General features: G+C 39.1%; 13 protein-coding genes. 3 read left to right on the top strand and 10 right to left on the bottom strand.

The window, feature by feature from the left end; all coding sequences use genetic code 11:
• Nucleotides 1–71: 71 nt before the first annotated feature.
• The gene (locus Q0590_RS27080; protein WP_302040773.1) at nucleotides 72–539 is read right to left on the bottom strand and encodes a chromate transporter; all 468 of its coding nucleotides are present in this window, start codon (nucleotides 537–539) and stop codon (nucleotides 72–74) included.
• Nucleotides 540–676: 137 nt separating this feature from the next.
• Entirely contained in the window at nucleotides 677–1,033 is a 357-nt protein-coding gene (gene rplS / locus Q0590_RS27075; protein WP_302040772.1) for a 50S ribosomal protein L19, read from the bottom strand.
• Between the two features lie 287 nt (nucleotides 1,034–1,320).
• Here rplS and Q0590_RS27070 point away from each other — a divergent pair, with 287 nt between their 5' ends.
• Nucleotides 1,321–2,841, top strand: a complete 1,521-nt coding sequence (locus Q0590_RS27070) for a glycine--tRNA ligase (protein ID WP_302040771.1) — start codon at nucleotides 1,321–1,323, stop codon at nucleotides 2,839–2,841.
• Nucleotides 2,842–2,929: 88 nt separating this feature from the next.
• On the opposite strand, the gene Q0590_RS27065 is transcribed toward Q0590_RS27070, so the two are convergent.
• The 4 genes from Q0590_RS27065 to dprA are packed head-to-tail and all read right to left on the bottom strand — an operon-like array spanning nucleotide 2,930 to nucleotide 7,312.
• Complete coding sequence (locus Q0590_RS27065; RefSeq protein ID WP_302040770.1) at nucleotides 2,930–4,654, bottom strand: ArnT family glycosyltransferase; 1,725 nt, start codon at nucleotides 4,652–4,654, stop codon at nucleotides 2,930–2,932.
• A 12-nt stretch (nucleotides 4,655–4,666) separates the two neighbouring features.
• Nucleotides 4,667–5,134, bottom strand: a complete 468-nt coding sequence (locus tag Q0590_RS27060) for a type I restriction enzyme HsdR N-terminal domain-containing protein (protein WP_302040769.1) — start codon at nucleotides 5,132–5,134, stop codon at nucleotides 4,667–4,669.
• Between the two features lie 36 nt (nucleotides 5,135–5,170).
• A complete protein-coding gene (locus Q0590_RS27055) occupies nucleotides 5,171–6,037 on the bottom strand; it encodes a tetratricopeptide repeat protein (RefSeq protein WP_302040768.1) in 867 nt (288 codons plus the stop codon).
• A 42-nt stretch (nucleotides 6,038–6,079) separates the two neighbouring features.
• Nucleotides 6,080–7,312 carry a DNA-processing protein DprA gene (dprA, locus tag Q0590_RS27050; RefSeq protein ID WP_366970525.1) on the bottom strand — a complete coding sequence of 411 codons (1,233 nt, stop codon included), beginning with the start codon at nucleotides 7,310–7,312 and terminating at the stop codon, nucleotides 6,080–6,082.
• Nucleotides 7,313–7,450: 138 nt separating this feature from the next.
• Between dprA and Q0590_RS27045 the strand changes: the two genes are divergently transcribed.
• The gene (locus Q0590_RS27045; RefSeq protein WP_302040767.1) at nucleotides 7,451–7,732 is read left to right on the top strand and encodes a hypothetical protein; all 282 of its coding nucleotides are present in this window, start codon (nucleotides 7,451–7,453) and stop codon (nucleotides 7,730–7,732) included.
• A gap of 147 nt (nucleotides 7,733–7,879) precedes the next feature.
• Here the strand turns inward: Q0590_RS27045 and Q0590_RS27040 are convergent, their stop codons facing one another.
• Both Q0590_RS27040 and Q0590_RS27035 read right to left on the bottom strand, forming a co-directional pair.
• Nucleotides 7,880–9,049, bottom strand: a complete 1,170-nt coding sequence (locus Q0590_RS27040; protein ID WP_302040766.1) for a PQQ-dependent sugar dehydrogenase — start codon at nucleotides 9,047–9,049, stop codon at nucleotides 7,880–7,882.
• Nucleotides 9,050–9,998: 949 nt separating this feature from the next.
• Nucleotides 9,999–10,922 (bottom strand): S66 peptidase family protein, encoded by a 924-nt coding sequence (locus Q0590_RS27035; protein WP_302040765.1) that lies wholly within the window; start codon nucleotides 10,920–10,922, stop codon nucleotides 9,999–10,001.
• Nucleotides 10,923–11,029: 107 nt separating this feature from the next.
• Between Q0590_RS27035 and Q0590_RS27030 the strand changes: the two genes are divergently transcribed.
• On the top strand, nucleotides 11,030–13,978 hold the full coding sequence (locus Q0590_RS27030) for a DEAD/DEAH box helicase (protein ID WP_302040764.1): 2,949 nt from the start codon (nucleotides 11,030–11,032) through the stop codon (nucleotides 13,976–13,978).
• Nucleotides 13,979–14,049: 71 nt separating this feature from the next.
• Here Q0590_RS27030 and Q0590_RS27025 read toward each other — a convergent pair whose 3' ends face one another.
• The gene (locus Q0590_RS27025; protein WP_302040763.1) at nucleotides 14,050–15,435 is read right to left on the bottom strand and encodes a dicarboxylate/amino acid:cation symporter; all 1,386 of its coding nucleotides are present in this window, start codon (nucleotides 15,433–15,435) and stop codon (nucleotides 14,050–14,052) included.
• Nucleotides 15,436–15,628: 193 nt separating this feature from the next.
• The coding region (locus Q0590_RS27020) for a T9SS type A sorting domain-containing protein (protein ID WP_302040762.1) at nucleotides 15,629–17,602 on the bottom strand (1,974 nt) is incomplete at its 5' end.

The following is a 17,602-nucleotide window of genomic DNA, read 5'->3' as shown; positions in this document are numbered from 1 at the left end:
CCACAAAAAAAAGGATGCCACCAAACTGGCATCCTTTTTAGGCTGTGTAAGCCTTATTCTATATTTAACACTTATTTATAATAACTTCTTACCTGAAACAATACGAACAGGAAAACAACATCGAATAATAACCCTATAATACTGAAAGAAAGTATGTTAAGAATTATATTTATTAAATCTCCATAGTAGGAAAACACCCATCCGCTGCGTTTGCGGTTAAACAATCCGGGAAGAGCCAGGGCTCGTAGTACCAGTATGGCTATTGTAAAAATTAATGTAAGTCCACCACCTAAACCTCCCAGAAAACTAATTGGAGTAAACAAAGCACCCAAGCCTAATACAGCTAGTACTACTGGCAGCAATAAAACCATAAATACCAGATTAATCCAGGGAACATATTTTACAATGGCTTCTTTCGTAGACGCTGGAATCTGGAATGGTGCTTTATCTATAAAATAGGTTTCTAATTGTTGCTCAAATACTACTTTGGGGGCAGCAGGCTCAAAAGGGCTTCCGGAAGTTTGCGAATCAATGGGCATAATAGTAGAGAATAATTTTTACACCTTTATGATTCCCGCCTCAGCAAGTAACCCTCTCGCTAGCAATTAATTCTCAACTTTGTGTAAAATAAAAAAGCCATCGGAAGATGGCTTTTTTACTGCATGTATACAGGCAATTATCTTTTATCTTCTTTGATACGGGCAGCTTTCCCAGATTTTCCTTTCAGGTAATATAGTCTGGCTCTTCTTACCACACCTCTGCGTATCACTTCAATTTTTTCAATGTTCGGAGAAAGCAGTGGGAAAATTCTTTCCACACCTACGCTGTTAGAAACTTTGCGTACAGTAAAGGTTTCGCCATTGGTATTCGGGTTTTTACGCTGAATAACTGTGCCTTGAAACTGCTGAATACGCTCTTTGTTACCTTCACGGATCTTCACGTGTACATTTATCGTGTCGCCCGATTTGAAAGCTGGTATGCCGGCTCTTTTCTCTGAATATTCAGCCTCTACCATTTTAATTATTTCGCTCATGATTGTAGTATAAAGTCAATGCCTGGATAAATCTCTGGAATTGTAAAAGGAGTGCAAATATAGGAATAGTTTTACAAATTGAAAATTAGAAGCTTGTTTTTTTTAGAAGCTAAAAGTGAATGGCTGCCAAATGCCGGTTGAAGTTTAAGTTTCACACCTATAGGCATTTAACTTACCTCTCATTCCTTTACTCCACGCTCTGTATATGGCCAGTATTGCTCTGTTAGTCCTTCTCAAATATTTAGCAAGAAGCATCATCAAACAAGCAAATTCTATATCTTTGCGGCATGACTACACAAGAGAACTCACAGAAGCCAAAAGAGGCGAACAACAGCGAGAACACCTTTAAGAAAATTATTTCTCATGCCAAAGAATACGGTTTTGTATTTCCTTCCAGTGAAATTTATGATGGCTTGCAAGCAGTGTATGATTACGGGCAGTACGGCGTAGAATTGAAAAATAACCTTAAAAACTTGTGGTGGAAAAGCATGACGCAACTCAACGATAATGTAGTAGGCGTAGATGCAGCAATTTTTATGAATCCGCTTACCTGGAAGGCATCCGGCCACGTAGATGGATTCAACGACCCCATGATTGATAACAAAGACTCCAAAAAACGCTACCGGGCCGACACGCTGATAGAAGACTATGCAGCACAACTGGCAGAAAAGGGTGATTCGGAAAAAGCAGCGGCCATAGTAAAAAAGATGAATCAGCTTTTGGAGGCCAATGATCTGAAAGGCGTATACAATTTAATTGTTGAAGAAAAAATAAAATGCCCGCTATCCGGAACGTCCAACTGGACAGATGTACGCCAGTTTAACCTGATGTTTTCTACCCAGGTGGGTTCGGTAGCCGAAGACTCTAATACGATTTATTTACGCCCGGAAACAGCTCAAGGTATATTTGTAAACTTTCTGAATGTGCAGAAAACCGGCCGCATGAAAATTCCTTTTGGTATAGCCCAGATTGGGAAAGCCTTCCGGAATGAAATTGTAGCCAAGCAGTTTATTTTCCGGATGCGGGAATTTGAACAAATGGAGATGCAATTTTTTGTACGCCCCGGTGAGGAGATGAAGTGGTATGAACAATGGAAAGAAACCAGGCTAAAATGGCATCAGTCCATTGGCTTGCCTGCAGAGAAGTTACAGTTTCATAAGCATGAAAAACTGGCTCATTATGCCAATGCAGCTGTAGATATTGAGTTTGCTTTCCCTTTTGGTTTTAAAGAGATAGAAGGTATTCACTCCCGCACTGATTTTGATCTTTCCAATCACCAGGAACTGTCGAAGAAAAAGATGCAATACTTTGATAATGAGCTGAATGAAAATGGCAAACCGTATGGCAATTATGTTCCCTATGTAGTAGAAACCTCCGTAGGCGCCGACCGCCTGTTCCTGGCTGTTCTTTGCCATGCTTATACTGAGGAAACCGTAGGAGAAGGAGAAAACCAGAAAGAACGTATCTACCTGAAACTTCATCCGGCTTTAGCCCCCGTAAAAGCTGCCATTTTCCCATTGGTAAGAAAAGACGGTTTACCAGAAAAAGCACAAGCCATTTTCAATTCTCTGAAGTATGATTTTAATATAATTTATGAAGAAAGGGATGCAATTGGTAAGCGGTATACAAGGCAAGATTTAATTGGTACCCCTTTCTGTATTGCAGTAGATTATGAAAGCCTGGAGAATGATACGGTAACTATCCGCTACAGAGACACAATGACTCAGGAAAGAGTTAAAATAGCAGATTTACGCAGCAAAATAGAAAATGAAGTTTCTTTGAAACGGATATTTGAAAAGTTAGGCTAATTATATACTATTCCATAAACTAAAAAGGTCGGCATAAAACCGGCCTTTTTAGTTTATTCTAAATGGATATGGATTTAACAGTTAGTTTTCACTTCCCTACTTTCAATAAAAACCGCTTCTCTATGGCTTTTTCCCTTGTGTTAGGATTCAAAAAGGGTAAGGTAAGCGTAGAAATATGAAAATGATCAAATGTTTCTACAATCTGTGGGTTTACCTGCAAAGCTTGCAGAATACTTAATCCATCGGCATTTGTATAAATCCAATAAGGAGTTTCCGGAGAGAACGTAGCCATTGCATTTGTTTCTTCCAAAGAAGGCACAATACGCTGGGCATAAAAATCCAGGGAATGCATATGGGTTTTATAGAAATAAAAATTATCCAGATCTATCCCTTTCGCCTGTACATACCTGGCTACAGCACCTGGCGACTGGTAGGTAAACAATTGCGGATATACGTGTGCATTCAATGCCAGATTAGCTCCAGTGATAGCTATTACCGACGGAATAATTAACTGTTTGTACCAGTTACTTCCTTTGAAATACATATACAAACTTCCGGCAAAAAACACTAATAGAAGTATCCAGAGAAAAATGTTAGTCAGAGGAAAGGATATCAGAATCAGCAAAGCGATGGCCGTCCAGATGACTAGTATAGCAAATAGTTGTATGTTTTTCCAGACTACAAACGCTTTTACAGATTCTTTTTGTGCGAGTAACCTGTACACATACTTCGCAGCAATAATAGCTGCCAGCGGATAAAGCACAAAAATGTAATGCGGCAACTGGTATTTGGAAGTAGACAGAGCTATGTATGGAAATATAAATCCACCCCAGGTGATAGCTTCTTCATTACTGGTTAGCCTGAATTTTTTCTTAAACAGCTCTTTGGTATCTTTAAATAATCCGGCAATAAACAATAGGCTCCATGGCAGAAAACTCCACAGAAACGTGTGCATAAAAAAGAAAATGTCGGCATTGTTTTTCCATACATTTTCCCCGGTAAGCCGCCCGAAGCTTTGAGTCCAGAAAAAGAATTTTAAACCTGATGTACCAGTTTGGCCATACATCACTTTTTCCGGGTGCAAATCAAACTGCTGATATAGGCCAATGCACATGGGTAGCAGTAATAATCCTACCCAAACGATTCCAAGCAGCCACTGCCATTTAAAAAAAGACGACCATTGCCGCTTTATTATAAAGTCTGTTGCAAAAGCTAGTACCGGCACCATCAGCCCAATAGGTCCTTTAGCCAGCATAGCTAAAGCAACTCCAGTAAAACCCAGGATCAGATTACCTATTTTACCACTTCTGTTAAACTCCGCTAGTTGCCAGATTGCCAAAATTACGGCTCCTGTTAAGTTGGTATCGGTGCGTACATCGTGGTTGAAAAGGAAAAATGCCTGGCAGGAAGCCAAAAGTAATGCAGCTATATAGCCTGTTTCCTTGCCATAAAATAACTTTGCCAACCGGTAGGTAGCATATGTGCCTATGAGGGAAAACAGGAATGCCGGCAGTTTATAAGCAAAATTAGATATACCGAATAATTTAAAAGATAACGCTGAAAGCCAGAATAGTAACGGTGGCTTATCCAGATAATCCTGGTAGCGGTTATACAACTGTAGATAGTTACCAGTTTCAAGCATTTCCCTAGCCATCGAAGCATACTGGGAGGCGTCCACATCCATTACATCTATAAATAGCCCTATTCCATATACGAGGTATATACCCACAAATGGTAGGACCTTCCAAAGCATGCTTTGTTCAGTTAGAGAAGTAATAGAAAGAGGCGACTGGCTAGCGGCGATTGTTTTCAATATAAATCATAATTAATTATCAGAAGAAAAATCAGTAGGTGCAAAATACGGGATATCTTCCAGAAATTGAAAGCTTTGGTTGACATGGTCGATGTAACAACAATGATACGTTAGTCCGTTTACGACAATCAGGTAAGGTGCTTTCAAAACATAATTATATCTGGCGGCTTGCTCAAAGGTAGCCTGCGTAAGTTGCACAAAGGTATCTTTGCACTCGATTACTATAAAAGGTTTGCCTTGCCTGTCGTATACTACTAGATCTGTCCGTTTGGGCAGGTTGTTATATTTCAGGCCTCCTTCGGCTTTCATCAAGGCTTTGGGATAACGGTATTTGTTGATAAGAAAATGAATAAAATGCTGCCGTACCCATTCCTCCGGGGTTAGAAAGACGTATTTTTTCCTGAGCACATCAAAAATGTACAGTTTATCGTCTTTCTTTTTTAGTTTATAATCGAATGCAGGCAAGTTTAACTCAAGCATAAGGCAAAAATACGCATTCATTTGTTGGAAAACACCTTAAAAGTTTCCGCAATTAGCCTGAATGGAATCTTTCACGGCGCTTATTCCGGCCGCATAAGCCTCTTGCCAGTCTTTGCAGGCACCGGTGTAATCGTGTAAAGCTTTGCGGGCAGCTCCTCTCAGATATAAAGCCGAGCCTTTTAGTTCTGCATCTTTATAGGCTACCTGACTATCTTCTATAGCCTGCGTATACTTGCCGGTCTTATATAGACATAGAGCTCTGTAAAAATACATTTCGGCTGTGGGAGTTTCCGAATAGTTTATGGCATCGTTGAAATCCGCATAGGCAAGCTCATAGTTGGGGCCTGCTACCAGCTGTAATTCTCCCCTTTTCTGATACGCCTCTGCATATTCATCATTGAAATAAATGGCTTTGTTTACTTCAGACATAGCTTGATACAATCTGTTATCTGCTGCATAGATTAAAGCTTGTTCATAATGCATAACAGCCGTTTTTTTATTCATATAGGTGTATAAGAAAAAGCTAAATATGAACATACCTACAAAAAAAAGCACGCCGACTATATATACTTTGCGAATTTGCTCTTTAGTGAACCGAGGTTGATACGCTTCAGGAGGCGTTTGCTGATATCTATATCTGCGGCGTTCCCGGGGTTCGTATTCCGGATAAACAGGTGCTTGGGGTATATATTGCCCGTTTAGTTTTAGATCATAGATTAATTTATTATTGGTATCTGATAATACCTGATAGGCCTCATTTATTTGTTTAAATTTATCCTCCGCCGAGGGATTACCCGGATTACGGTCGGGGTGGTACAACAAAGCTAATTTTTTAAAAGATGATTTTATTTCCTGACTAGAAGCCTGCCTGCTCACACCTAATATCTCATAATAATCTGCCATAGAATTTTCTACCGAATAAGTGCCAGAGTTACCTACAGGGATCTACCTGTTTTGTGCTAATGTGTATTTTTTACCAGGCATAGACTTTATCATTCCCTGTAGTTCTAGACCAAGTAATAACGAAGCCAGTAAACTTACTGGAACCTGAGATTTCCAGCTAAGTTCATCTATCAGCATTTCTTTATTTTGCTGCAATAAGGATACTACCAGTTTTTCTTCCTCCGACAGAGCGGATAAATCTAAAAGAGGTGGAGCTTTTGGCAAGCCTTTCTTTTCCCAGTTCATCATAAAAACCATATCTTGCACACTGGTAAATATACCTGCCTTATGTGTCTGAATAAGTCGGTTGCACCCTTCCGAATACGTAGAGCCCACATTACCAGGAACGGCAAATATATCTTTGTTGTAACTATTGGCAATATCTGCGGTAATCAAGGCGCCTCCTTTAATGGCTGCTTCCACCACAATTAAGGCATCTGCCAAGCCGGCAATGATACGGTTACGGGCAGGAAAATAAGGCGCTTCAGGTTTCGTACCCATTGGGTACTCAGTAAGCAAACCACCCTCAGCCAGCATTTGCCCTGCTATACCTTTATGCGCCGCCGGATATACTACATCTACGCCGGCAGCCATTACGCCTAAGGTAGGTACGGTATATTTTAGTGCCGCCTTATGTGTAGTTATATCTATACCATAAGCCAGGCCACTTACAATAAGCATGGAATCAAAATGAGAAAGCCCTTCTACAATCTCCTCGGTTATTTTTTTACCATACGATGTAGCACTACGGGTACCAACAATGGCTACTATTTTCTGGGCATTAACATTTGCATTCCCTTTCAAATAAAGTAAAGTTGGCGCATCATCTATTGTTTTTAGCCGTTGGGGATAATCAGTATCTGTGAAAAAAAGCATGAGTGCGCCTTCTTTTTCTGCTTTTGTGCATTCTTCCTCCGCCTCCAGTAAGGTTTGTTTGCTTAATAAGGCATCAGCGGTTTTCGGACCTACACCAGGTATTTTCAGTAGTTTACCTCTCTTTGTTTTAAACACCTCCGTTGCCGACCCACAATAGCTGACTAATATTTTGGTTAATTTGTCTCCCACACCCGAAGTTAAGCCGAGTGCCACTCTATACATTTGTTCTTCTGACATGAAAGAGGCGAATTTGCTGATATCCCAAAAGGCATGAACTACCCAAAGAGCCGTACTTATGGATTTACTATACAACTGCTCTACAAAAGTAATAAAATTACGCGGAGGTATGCAGGGCAGCATGGAGCGTAACTAGATTGTTGCAGAAATAATCAGGCATAAAATGTAGTGTGTAGTGCTTTAATTTATACATTTACATAAATATCTGTTATCACGAAAATCGTATCTGCTCATATATTTTACTTACAACTCTTTATGAACATGACTAAAGAACAAATGGAAGCTGAAATAGAAATGCTCCGGGCAGCTGTAGAAACGCTGGAGAATGAAAAGAAAGAGTTGATAAAAACCAACGTAACCCTTTACCAGTACTGCCGCAAGATGGACCGTCAGTTCAGCCAATCAGTAAAGAGAGAATTAAGCTACCGGGAAATGCTTTTTGTATTTAACCATGCGCAAGCCGAGGAATTACTGAAAGAATACATTAACAAGCAGGGATTAAAAATTCAATATGCCAGCGACTACAACTACCGGGCAAATTAACTGGCCTCTCCCTAAGGAACTTGCATACTCCTCCCCCTTCTCCATAGAAATCAGGCAAACTGACTTGTTAAATTAGTCAGAACATAAGTATGTAGGAAATAATAAGTTGCTAATCTAGGTTACTGGTTTAGCGAGTATTCGCCATTTTTAGATACCTGCCTGCATCTTTAAGATTTTGCCTTCTCCATACGAACAAACATATATTTCTCCGTCTTTATCTTCACCAAAAGCCGATACCAACCCCTCCAGATCAGCAATTAATTCATTCTCCGCTTTCCCATTAGCACTCAGTGTAATTGCCCATATTTTGCCACTTTGGTAGTCGCCATAGATATACTTTCCAACCAGCTGAGGCATTTGCTTACCCCGGTATACAAAGCCGCCAGTAACAGACTGCCCCAGACCTGCCGAATGCAAATATTCATAGATAGGTTCTATTAATCCCTTTTTGCCACAATCATCGTTTTTTCCGCTATTGCGGCCGTTATAACACACAGAGCCCTCCATTACTTTCCAACCATAGTTTCCTCCTTTTTCAATAATATTGATCTCTTCCCGGGCATTCTGTCCAACATCGCCTGCCCATAATTTTCCTGTTTGTTCATCGAAACTAAATCGCCATACATTTCTCAACCCATACGCGTATATTTCTTCGCGGTATCCATCTTTATTACCGGCAAAGGGATTATCTGCAGGAATACCATAATTACGATTGCCAGTTTTCCGGTTCACATCAATCCGCATAATTTTACCAAGTAACTCTTTCAGATTCTGTGACCGGTTTTCAGGGTCGCCGCCACTTCCGCCATCTCCTGCAGATATATATAAGTAGCCATCTTTACCAAAAGCTATTTTGCCGCCATTATGATTGCTATAAGGTTGCTGATAGGTAAGAAGCACTAACTCTGTAGAAGGATCTGCTTTAGTTGGATTAGCTTTACTTACCTGAAAGCGTGAAATAACTGTTTCAAGCGGGTTGCCTCTGGTATAATTAATATAAAAATAGCCATTATTCTTAAAATCCGGGTGAAAAGCTAATCCAAGCAATCCACGCTCGCCACCACTTACAACTTTTTCTGTAATATTTAAAAATTCTTCTGTTTGCGATACTTCGGCTGTATTAGGAAATACATGAATTATTCCCTTCTGTGCTACCACAAAATTACGATTAGTACCATCTTTAGGACTAACAAATTCTACCGGCATTTCAATGGTTAGCTTTGGAAATGCTTCCTGCAAGGTAACTTTTGGTGATTTTGTATTACTTCCAGAGCAAAGGAGAAATACTAAGAGGGATAGATACACAAAAAATTTCATAGAATTAGCGGTTTGGAAAAGAGCCTGTATAGGTGAATGGTAAAATAGTTTTACTTATGTACTATAACTCGTATAAAGTGCAGGAGTTGCCTTAAACAGCTTGTATCTAGTAAACTATCTTTACTTACTGAATAGATAAGCTATTTATCCAGATTGTTTTAGGCAAGTAGTTGAAAGCCTGGGGAAATTAAAGTAAAAAGGTATATTTACGCGCTGTATGCAATAATTTACTCATTTTAGATAAAAACACTTGACTTTTAAATAAATATTTTGTAAACAAAATTTAAACAACTCCCGTAAATTAACTTGTAAATCTCAGTTTAATAGTATTTGTACTCTTATTCATGAAAATTTAGGGGTTAATTTATCAGAATATTGCAATTGATAGTAATAGTCAGGATAAATATGTTGTAGGTAAGATGTTTAACCGAATTACAATGTACAGCAATACCAAGTTTCAGAAATTAGAGTCTGCAACTTCAAAACAACCAATGTTATGTCATACATGTTAAATAATTTTATGTGCGCCGTTTTTGGCAAGAAAGAAAATCATAGCCGCAGAGCTATTGTCATATTTTATGGTATTCTTATATTAGCTTTATCACTATTATCAATACCTGTATTTATAACTTTTTAATATAGGGTATACTAAATTAGTAAAGCAGGACGTTTCACTTATATTGAAACCATTTTGCGAAATAAAATACAAGAAACCTCTATTATATATAAATATACAGCTACTCATATACGATTAATGCTTCAACTATAAAATTAACCTTGTTATTGTTTACAATTTTATTGTTGAAAAAAATGTCAGAAAAATTTAACTTTTTCTCAAAATTATCGTATATTAGTTAAGTATTATGTAGGCGATACATAATGCAAAAAGTGTATATTTATAAAGGCCTCCGCTCGTAGCGAAGGCTTTTATTTTTTATAGTTAAACGTTTTAAATCCGCTTTGCTCCTTCATCGAAACAAAGCATGGAAGGCCTATTTTGATTAACCTCAAGAACGGCAACCCGGCCACAAGGAATTGCAAAATTTCTGGGTTCGTGTCCTATGGGAAATCCAAAGCAAAGCGGATAAGAATACTCTTTCACAGCATCAAGCACAATCTCATAAGCATTTTTGCCAAAGGGAGTTTCGTTGTCTTTACTATCAGTAAAATGACCAATAATAAGTCCGGAAAGCTTATCTAATTTACCTGTTCGCTTCAGTTGAATCATCATCCGGTCTATATTATAAAAGTACTCACTGATATCTTCAATAAATAAGATCTTACCAGCTGTATCTATATCGGAGGCTGTACCGCAAATAGAAGCCAGCAGGGCCAAATTACCTCCAACAATAGGACCTGTGGCTTTTCCAGGTCTGTTAAACTCATGAGAAGCGGACTCATACACAATTGATTCTCCAAACAATACCTTCCGCAAGCTTTCTACCGACTCAGCGGTATCGTCTTTGGCAAAAGTTAAGGGCATAATTGCATGAATACTTTGTATGTTTCTGGCATGTAAATGACAATGCAAAGCCGTAATATCACTGTAGCCAGCTATCCATTTGGGCGCATGCAAATACTTTGTTAAATCTATTCTATCAATGATCCGCGTAGTCCCATATCCCCCACGGGCACACAAAATAGCAGCAATCCCTGGATCATCCAACATTTGCTGGAAGTCTGCCAGCCGCTGCTCATCAGTGCCTGCAAATTGAAAATTCTGCTCATACAGATATTTACCTTTTTTAACTTTTACTTCCCACGACTCTATAACAGCAATCGCTTTCTCTATATCATTTACGGGCACTTTACCTGCCGGAGCTATCAGACCTACCGTCTGGCCCTTTTGTAGAAAAACAGGACTTTTATACATTTTCTCTAAAAAGAAACAATTTATTAATACTGAATGATAATTTTTAAAACAAAGATGCAGCAAAAATTTAAGGAAATTACTTTATTTGTAATTGGCCTTTTCTAAAAATGAACGTATCCCCATCAGAACCCTTTCAAATTATTTATTCTCTCTTTGAGCATGAATATCTGGGATTTCTCTTTGAAACTTTTGTAGTCGAATTAGATTACAAAGGACAACTTACGCTTAAACATCAGAATATCTCTTCCAAAAATGCCAAGGAATTTTCTTCCGGCCTGGATGAAACCGATTTTGCCCTGGTAAAATGGATAGATGCTATGCAACAGGAGGTAGTAATAAAGAAATTTTATAATAAAAAAGTAAGCATTGCAGAGTTTTTTCTGAAAGTATACGATCCCAAAAAAGGCGATGAATTATTGCAACAAACCATTCAAACCTATATTGAATCTTTAAAAGCCAAAATATTGAATAACCTGGGCAATAAGATGGTTTTTATTATGGGTACAGATGGCAATCCGGCATGGCAAAGAATATATAAGGTTGCTGAGAAAGCCAATGTATTATTCCATTTCCGCCGTAACGAAGACAACACACATTATTTTCCAACCATTAAATGTGGACACGAAAAACTAGAGTTTCAAAATAAAGGGGCTATTATTATCTGCAATGATCCGGCCTGGATGATAGTAAACAATAAGTTGTATAATTTCGAAAAAAATGTAGATGGCAATAAATTAAAGCCATTTCTTAATAAAAAATTCATTGTTGTTCCCCGAAGTATAGAAGATACCTATTACAAAAAGTTTGTAGCTCCGCTGGTTGCTTCCTTTGATGTGTATGCCAAAGGTTTTGAAATACGTTCAGAATCGTATCAGCCACAGCCTATTCTTACATTTTCAGACGTACAGCCTGCACAAGCCTCTCTTAGTTTATTTGCTGTGGGCTCCTCTGCTACTAGCGTGCTCGTTGATGAAGAAAAGCCAGACGGCAAAATTATGTTTGATCTTACTTTTCAGTATGGAAAATATTCTTTCCGGCCAGAGTATGCCTCCTCTTCCAGCGTTAGCGTAGAGAAGACCGATGATTCATATATATTCTATAAGATACGGCGGATGCTGGAACAGGAAAAGCGGAAAATCCAAGCCTTGCAAAAAGTTGATTTAGATATTAAGAATGGCAGAATCAGCATGGACAGGCAGGCAGCGTTTTCATGGATGCATCAACACAGCGATTACTTAAAGCAGGAGGGTTTTTTACTTAAACAAAATTCGTCAGATCAAAAAAAATACTTTTTAGGTGAATCATCCATTTCCGTTGTGATTACCGAAAACCGGGACTGGTTTGATATTTTTGCTAAAATTAAATTTGGTGAGTATGAAATACCATTTCTTAAACTTCGGAATCTGATTTTACACAATAAATATGAGTTTACATTGCCTAATGGAGAAATAGCATTTATACCGGAGGTTTGGCGCAGGCAATACTCAGAATTATTTGCATTTGCAGATACATCGGATGGGGAAAGTACATTAACCTTAAAAAAATATCATATTTCCTTAGTGCAAGAACTGCAGACAGGAAATCTGGCTCAGGTTACTATACATAACAAGCTGGAAAAACTAAAAGAATTTGATAAAATAGAGGATTTCCCTATTCCAGATGGCTTCTCCGGACAACTCAGGCCATACCAGAAGGCTGGTTATAACTGGATGAATTTCCTCAATAAATATAAGTTTGGTGGTTGCCTAGCCGATGATATGGGTTTGGGCAAAACCGTTCAAACCCTGGCCTTGCTGCAAGCACAAAAGGAAGCTGGTATCACCCAGGCCTCGTTACTGGTGATGCCTACATCTTTGGTATACAATTGGGAAGTAGAAGCACGGAAGTTTACGCCTGGCCTGCGGGTTTTCGTCTATACGGGCACTCACCGAGAAAAAAATGTTGACCAGTTTCAGGGATATGATTTAATACTAACCTCTTACGGAATTATCCGGATAGATACCGACTTATTGAAAAGTTACTACTTCAATTATATTATCCTTGATGAGTCTCAGGCAATAAAAAATCCTTCTTCTATTGTTGCAAAAGCAGTAAATCAGCTAAACTCCAGGCACCGGCTTATCCTGACTGGCACACCTCTGGAAAATACCACGCTCGATCTATGGTCGCAGATGACTTTTGTTAATCCTGGACTGCTGGGTACTGAGCGTTTCTTTAGAAATGAATTTCTATTACCTATTGAGAAAAAGAATGATGAACAGAAAATGCAGCGCCTGTATTCCATCATTAAGCCCTTTATTCTTCGTAGACACAAATCGCAAGTAGCTACTGAATTGCCTGAGAAAATCGAAAATATTCAATACTGCACCATGCATGCCAGTCAGGAGGAGTTATATGAGGAAACTAAATCTTATTTCAGGAACAAGATTCTGGAACAGATAGAGGATAAAGGTATTCAAAAATCACAACTCATTTTATTACAAGGCTTGACTAAGCTACGCCAGATAGCTAATCATCCGAGAATGGTGCAACCTGATTATAAGGGGAGTTCCGGCAAATTGGAGGATGTGTTATACAGACTTGAAACAGCTGTAAGCGAAAAACATAAAATACTGGTCTTTAGTCAGTTTGTAAAACACTTAGCTATTCTGAAGGAACAGATTCAAAAGCTAGGGTTGAGTTATACCTATTTAGATGGCAGTACCAAAGACCGCCAATCGCAGGTAGAGCTGTTTCAGCAGGCGAAAGACATTCAGGTCTTTCTTATCTCTCTGAAAGCCGGTGGACTTGGTTTAAATCTTACTGCTGCAGATTATGTATTTATATTAGATCCCTGGTGGAACCCAGCCATAGAGGCACAAGCCGTAGACCGGGCACATAGGATTGGACAGGAACAAACGGTGTTCACTTATAAATTTATTACCAAAAATACGGTAGAGGAGAAAATACTGGCTTTGCAGAAAAACAAAAAGCGGCTGGCAGACGAATTAATTACTACGGAAGAAAGCTTTGTAAAAGCTTTATCCAAAGATGATATTATGGCATTGCTTGAATAAATAGGCCATGATATTTTCACGTCAAATTTAACTTACAAGTGCTTACCAATTAAAATTGAAGGAATTCCGTGCTATACTTCTACTTCCCGGATAGATTCACTTTCAATAGGTTCTTTGGCAAATTCTCCTTCCCATTTTGCTACAACAACCGTTGCTAAACAGTTTCCTATTACATTCACAGATGTACGTGCCATATCCATCAATTCATCAATGCCAAGGATGATAAAGATAGGTTCTACTGGCAAACCAAATGAAGCTGCGGTACCCAAAAGTATTACTAATGATGCACGTGGTACTCCGGCTACTCCTTTACTTGTAAGCATTAATGTGAATACCATCAATAGTTGCTGGCCAAAACTTAATTCTATACCGGCTGCCTGAGCTACAAATACGGAAGCTAACGATAAATAGAGTGTTGTGCCATCTAGATTGAAACTATATCCGGTGGGCATCACAAAAGCTACTATTTTCTGTGGCACCCCTATTCTCACCATAGCTTCCATGGCACGTGGCAAAGCAGCTTCCGAACTGGTAGTTGCAAATGCAATAGACACAGGCTCTGCTATAGCTTGGATAAATTGTTTAACAGGGACCCTGATAAGCAATGCAATTGGCAGGAGCACACATAGAAGAAAGAATAGTAAGGCTACATATAACGTAGCTAGCAAGTGAAACAAATTCACCAGTATGCCTAAACCCATATGCCCTACTGTATAAGCAATAGCTGCACCTACGCCTACTGGAGCAAAATACATAATGATGTTAGTAAACTTAAACATTACCTCAGATAAGCCCTCAGCAAAACGCAGAACAGGCGCCCGGTGTTTTGCACTGATCATGGCTAATGCTACACCAAACAGCACACTAAATACTACTATTTGTAAGACTTCCCCATCGGCAACTGATTTAGCTATATTTTCCGGAAATATATGCAGTATGATGTCCGTAGTGCTTTGTTTAGCTACCTGTGGTAGTTCTTCTGTAGTTGATACAGGCATATTAATACCTACGCCGGCCTTGCTTATGTTAATGGCTGCTAAGCCTACGAACAGGGCTATAGTCGTTACTACTTCAAAGTATAATAACGATTTCCAGCCCATACGTCCTACTTGTTTAAGATCTGAGTGGCCGGCAATCCCTACTACTAATGTGCCAAATAATAAAGGGGCAATAATGGTTTTTATCAGCTTGAGAAATATCTGACTTAGCACTCGTAAGTTTATGGCAATATCTGGAAAGTCGTTCCCGATTTCAGCTCCCACTACCATGCTCACCAAAATCCATGTTGTCAGAGACTTTTTAGTAATAGCGAACATAAGTAACGTAACCACTGCTATCCACCTGATAACTAACAGAACAGCAGGATCAACATTGATTAAATCTAAATAGCTGATTACTGTCAGAGCCGCAGCAATAGAGAAAGCAATAAAGGCAATAAGGGGAATGGTATTTTTCATGAAAAGGGGTTAGCGGTGATATAGGGAGAGCGGATTTCTACAATAAACCATAAAATTACAAACTTTTAATCAAGTTTAGTAATGCATAGCAAAAGACTTCGATAATCCGTTTGTTTCACTTCTAGTATAAAACGTAACAAAAAAGAGGGTGAAATATATTCCACCCTCTTTTCTATACTTATCTAAAAGCGCCTTATTGTTTGAGCACTTTAACTGTTTTGGTTTCGTGTTCACCTGCAGGATCGATAACCTGAATTACATACAACCCACTCTTCCATTGGCTACCAAGCATAATTGACTTTCCACCAGATGAATTGATCTCCTCTACTGTTCTACCCATCATATCGGTTATTCTCACTAAAACTTCATTGTGGTTCGGAGCAATAGTAAGTTTGGTAGATTGACTAAAAGGATTAGGTGCGACAGTGATTCGGCTATGTGTTTCTGCCCCTTGAGCTTCATCTTCAAATGCAATTCTGGCAGGTGCGGCTACAGTCTTAAAGAATGTATTTTGCCATCTAGGCTCATTAGGACCTGCAGGATCGTTTATAGTGTATGCGCCAGACCGTACATAATAAACTGTATTATATTTTAATGTTGGTAAATCCCTAAATATATTCACTAAGTATGGCTTAGGAGTCTGCTCTAAGGTGTTATAAACAAATGTGGAAAATCCTGCATCTTCACTTATCTGCAAAAGGTAACGCGTTTCAACATAATTTGGATCATCCTTTACATATATCTCTGGACTAGTTATAGGCACATTCGTAGGCCCGCCCTGAATATAAGTAACTACATTGCTTCGTGGAGGTATGCCAGTTGCCCTAATGGTTTGAACATTATACCAATAACCTGTTTGCAAATAATTCCCATTTGCATCACGCCTAGCTAGTTTCATCCGGATATAATACTGCTGTTCTGGTATCAGACCTGCGATATAATCATATATCCACTGTGGACCTGAGGATAAATAATTATCGGGATCAGTGATATCTACAAATCTTCCATTAATCCCTACCCGGCAGCGTCTGCCAATATACACTACCTGTCCAGATACTGGATTAGCAGGATCTAAGGCAGATTCACGTGCAGGGCCAGGTATATTTACAATGGTAGCCGGATCAAAAGAAGGGTCAGTTGCTATCTGATAAATTGCCTCAGTTGCATTCTGTGCATGGAAGGAAACAAGACCAGTGGAAGTAGTAGTTATATCTCCTACAGGTCTATACATAACAGTAGGATGGAGCGCATTATAAAAACTTCTTACTGGTTTAATCACATTCTCTGCTCCATTAGATTTAACAGAAGCGATTCTTACATAATATCTTTCACCTGACTCTAACTGCCCGGCATGTAACGTTAACACGGTATTATTACCTGTATTAAAAGTTACGAAAGAATCAAATGTGTTGGTTTTGCTAAACTCCCACCGATAATTGACTGTACCTCCAATGGTTTGTGAAGTTAATGTATATTGAAATTGATTTAAATATATTAAGGAGTTTTCATCTATACTCTGCCCATTAATTGCTATTACAAATGGATTTTCAGCAATGTTTACAAGAATAGAACTAGAGCCAAGAGTACCTCCACCGGCATTAAACGCTCTGGCTTGTATTTCATATTGGGTACCTCCCAAAAGACCACTAAGGGTGAATGTGTACGGACCGCTACCTGATTGCTGCAATACAGTAAAAACGCTCCCTGAATTAGCTATTCTATACTCCAGCCACATAGAAGCCGCACCAGGATAAGCTGCTACGGAAACGTTAAAGGAGGACGGTAAGCCTGTAGCTCCATTTGCAGGCGAAGTAATCTGGGGTGATCTAGTAGTGGTAATGCGCAAGGTAGTTTCAGCCAGCACACCATTAACATCTAAAGCTCTTACCCGCAAATCATATTGAGTATTAATAGTTAATCCACTGACAGGTAAAGTATAGGGACCTGCGCCTGCTTGTACAGACTGGTTGGTGGTATTATAGGTACCGCCTACAGGCCGCCATTGTACTAAGGCTGAACTTGCACCTGCATAAGCATTTACAAGTACGTTAAAACTAAGTGGTAACCCAGTTTGGTTATTGCTAGGAAAAGTTACCACTAGCCCTGGGCGTGTGTTTACAAGAATAGAACTAGAGCCAAGAGTACCTCCACCGGCATTAAACGCTCT

This window comes from Rhodocytophaga aerolata, from assembly GCF_030503435.1.
GTDB classification, from domain to species: Bacteria; Bacteroidota; Bacteroidia; order Cytophagales; family 172606-1; genus Rhodocytophaga; species Rhodocytophaga aerolata.
Note: the sequence above shows the minus strand (reverse complement) of the source record. Positions and strands in the feature narration are given on the sequence as shown.

Excerpts from the sequence above, each read along its gene's own strand:
- Q0590_RS27070 (WP_302040771.1), top strand. The coding sequence starts at position 1,321 with ATGACTACACAAGAGAACTCACAGAAGCCAAAAGAGGCGAACAACAGC.
- rplS (WP_302040772.1), bottom strand. The coding sequence starts at position 1,033 with ATGAGCGAAATAATTAAAATGGTAGAGGCTGAATATTCAGAGAAAAGA.
- Q0590_RS27080 (WP_302040773.1), bottom strand. The coding sequence starts at position 539 with ATGCCCATTGATTCGCAAACTTCCGGAAGCCCTTTTGAGCCTGCTGCC.
- Q0590_RS27040 (WP_302040766.1), bottom strand. The coding sequence starts at position 9,049 with ATGAAATTTTTTGTGTATCTATCCCTCTTAGTATTTCTCCTTTGCTCT.
- Q0590_RS27045 (WP_302040767.1), top strand. The coding sequence starts at position 7,451 with ATGACTAAAGAACAAATGGAAGCTGAAATAGAAATGCTCCGGGCAGCT.
- Q0590_RS27055 (WP_302040768.1), bottom strand. The coding sequence starts at position 6,037 with ATGGCAGATTATTATGAGATATTAGGTGTGAGCAGGCAGGCTTCTAGT.
- Q0590_RS27035 (WP_302040765.1), bottom strand. The coding sequence starts at position 10,922 with ATGTATAAAAGTCCTGTTTTTCTACAAAAGGGCCAGACGGTAGGTCTG.
- Q0590_RS27025 (WP_302040763.1), bottom strand. The coding sequence starts at position 15,435 with ATGAAAAATACCATTCCCCTTATTGCCTTTATTGCTTTCTCTATTGCT.
- Q0590_RS27030 (WP_302040764.1), top strand. The coding sequence starts at position 11,030 with ATGAACGTATCCCCATCAGAACCCTTTCAAATTATTTATTCTCTCTTT.
- dprA (WP_366970525.1), bottom strand. The coding sequence starts at position 7,312 with ATGCTGCCCTGCATACCTCCGCGTAATTTTATTACTTTTGTAGAGCAG.
- Q0590_RS27060 (WP_302040769.1), bottom strand. The coding sequence starts at position 5,134 with ATGCTTGAGTTAAACTTGCCTGCATTCGATTATAAACTAAAAAAGAAA.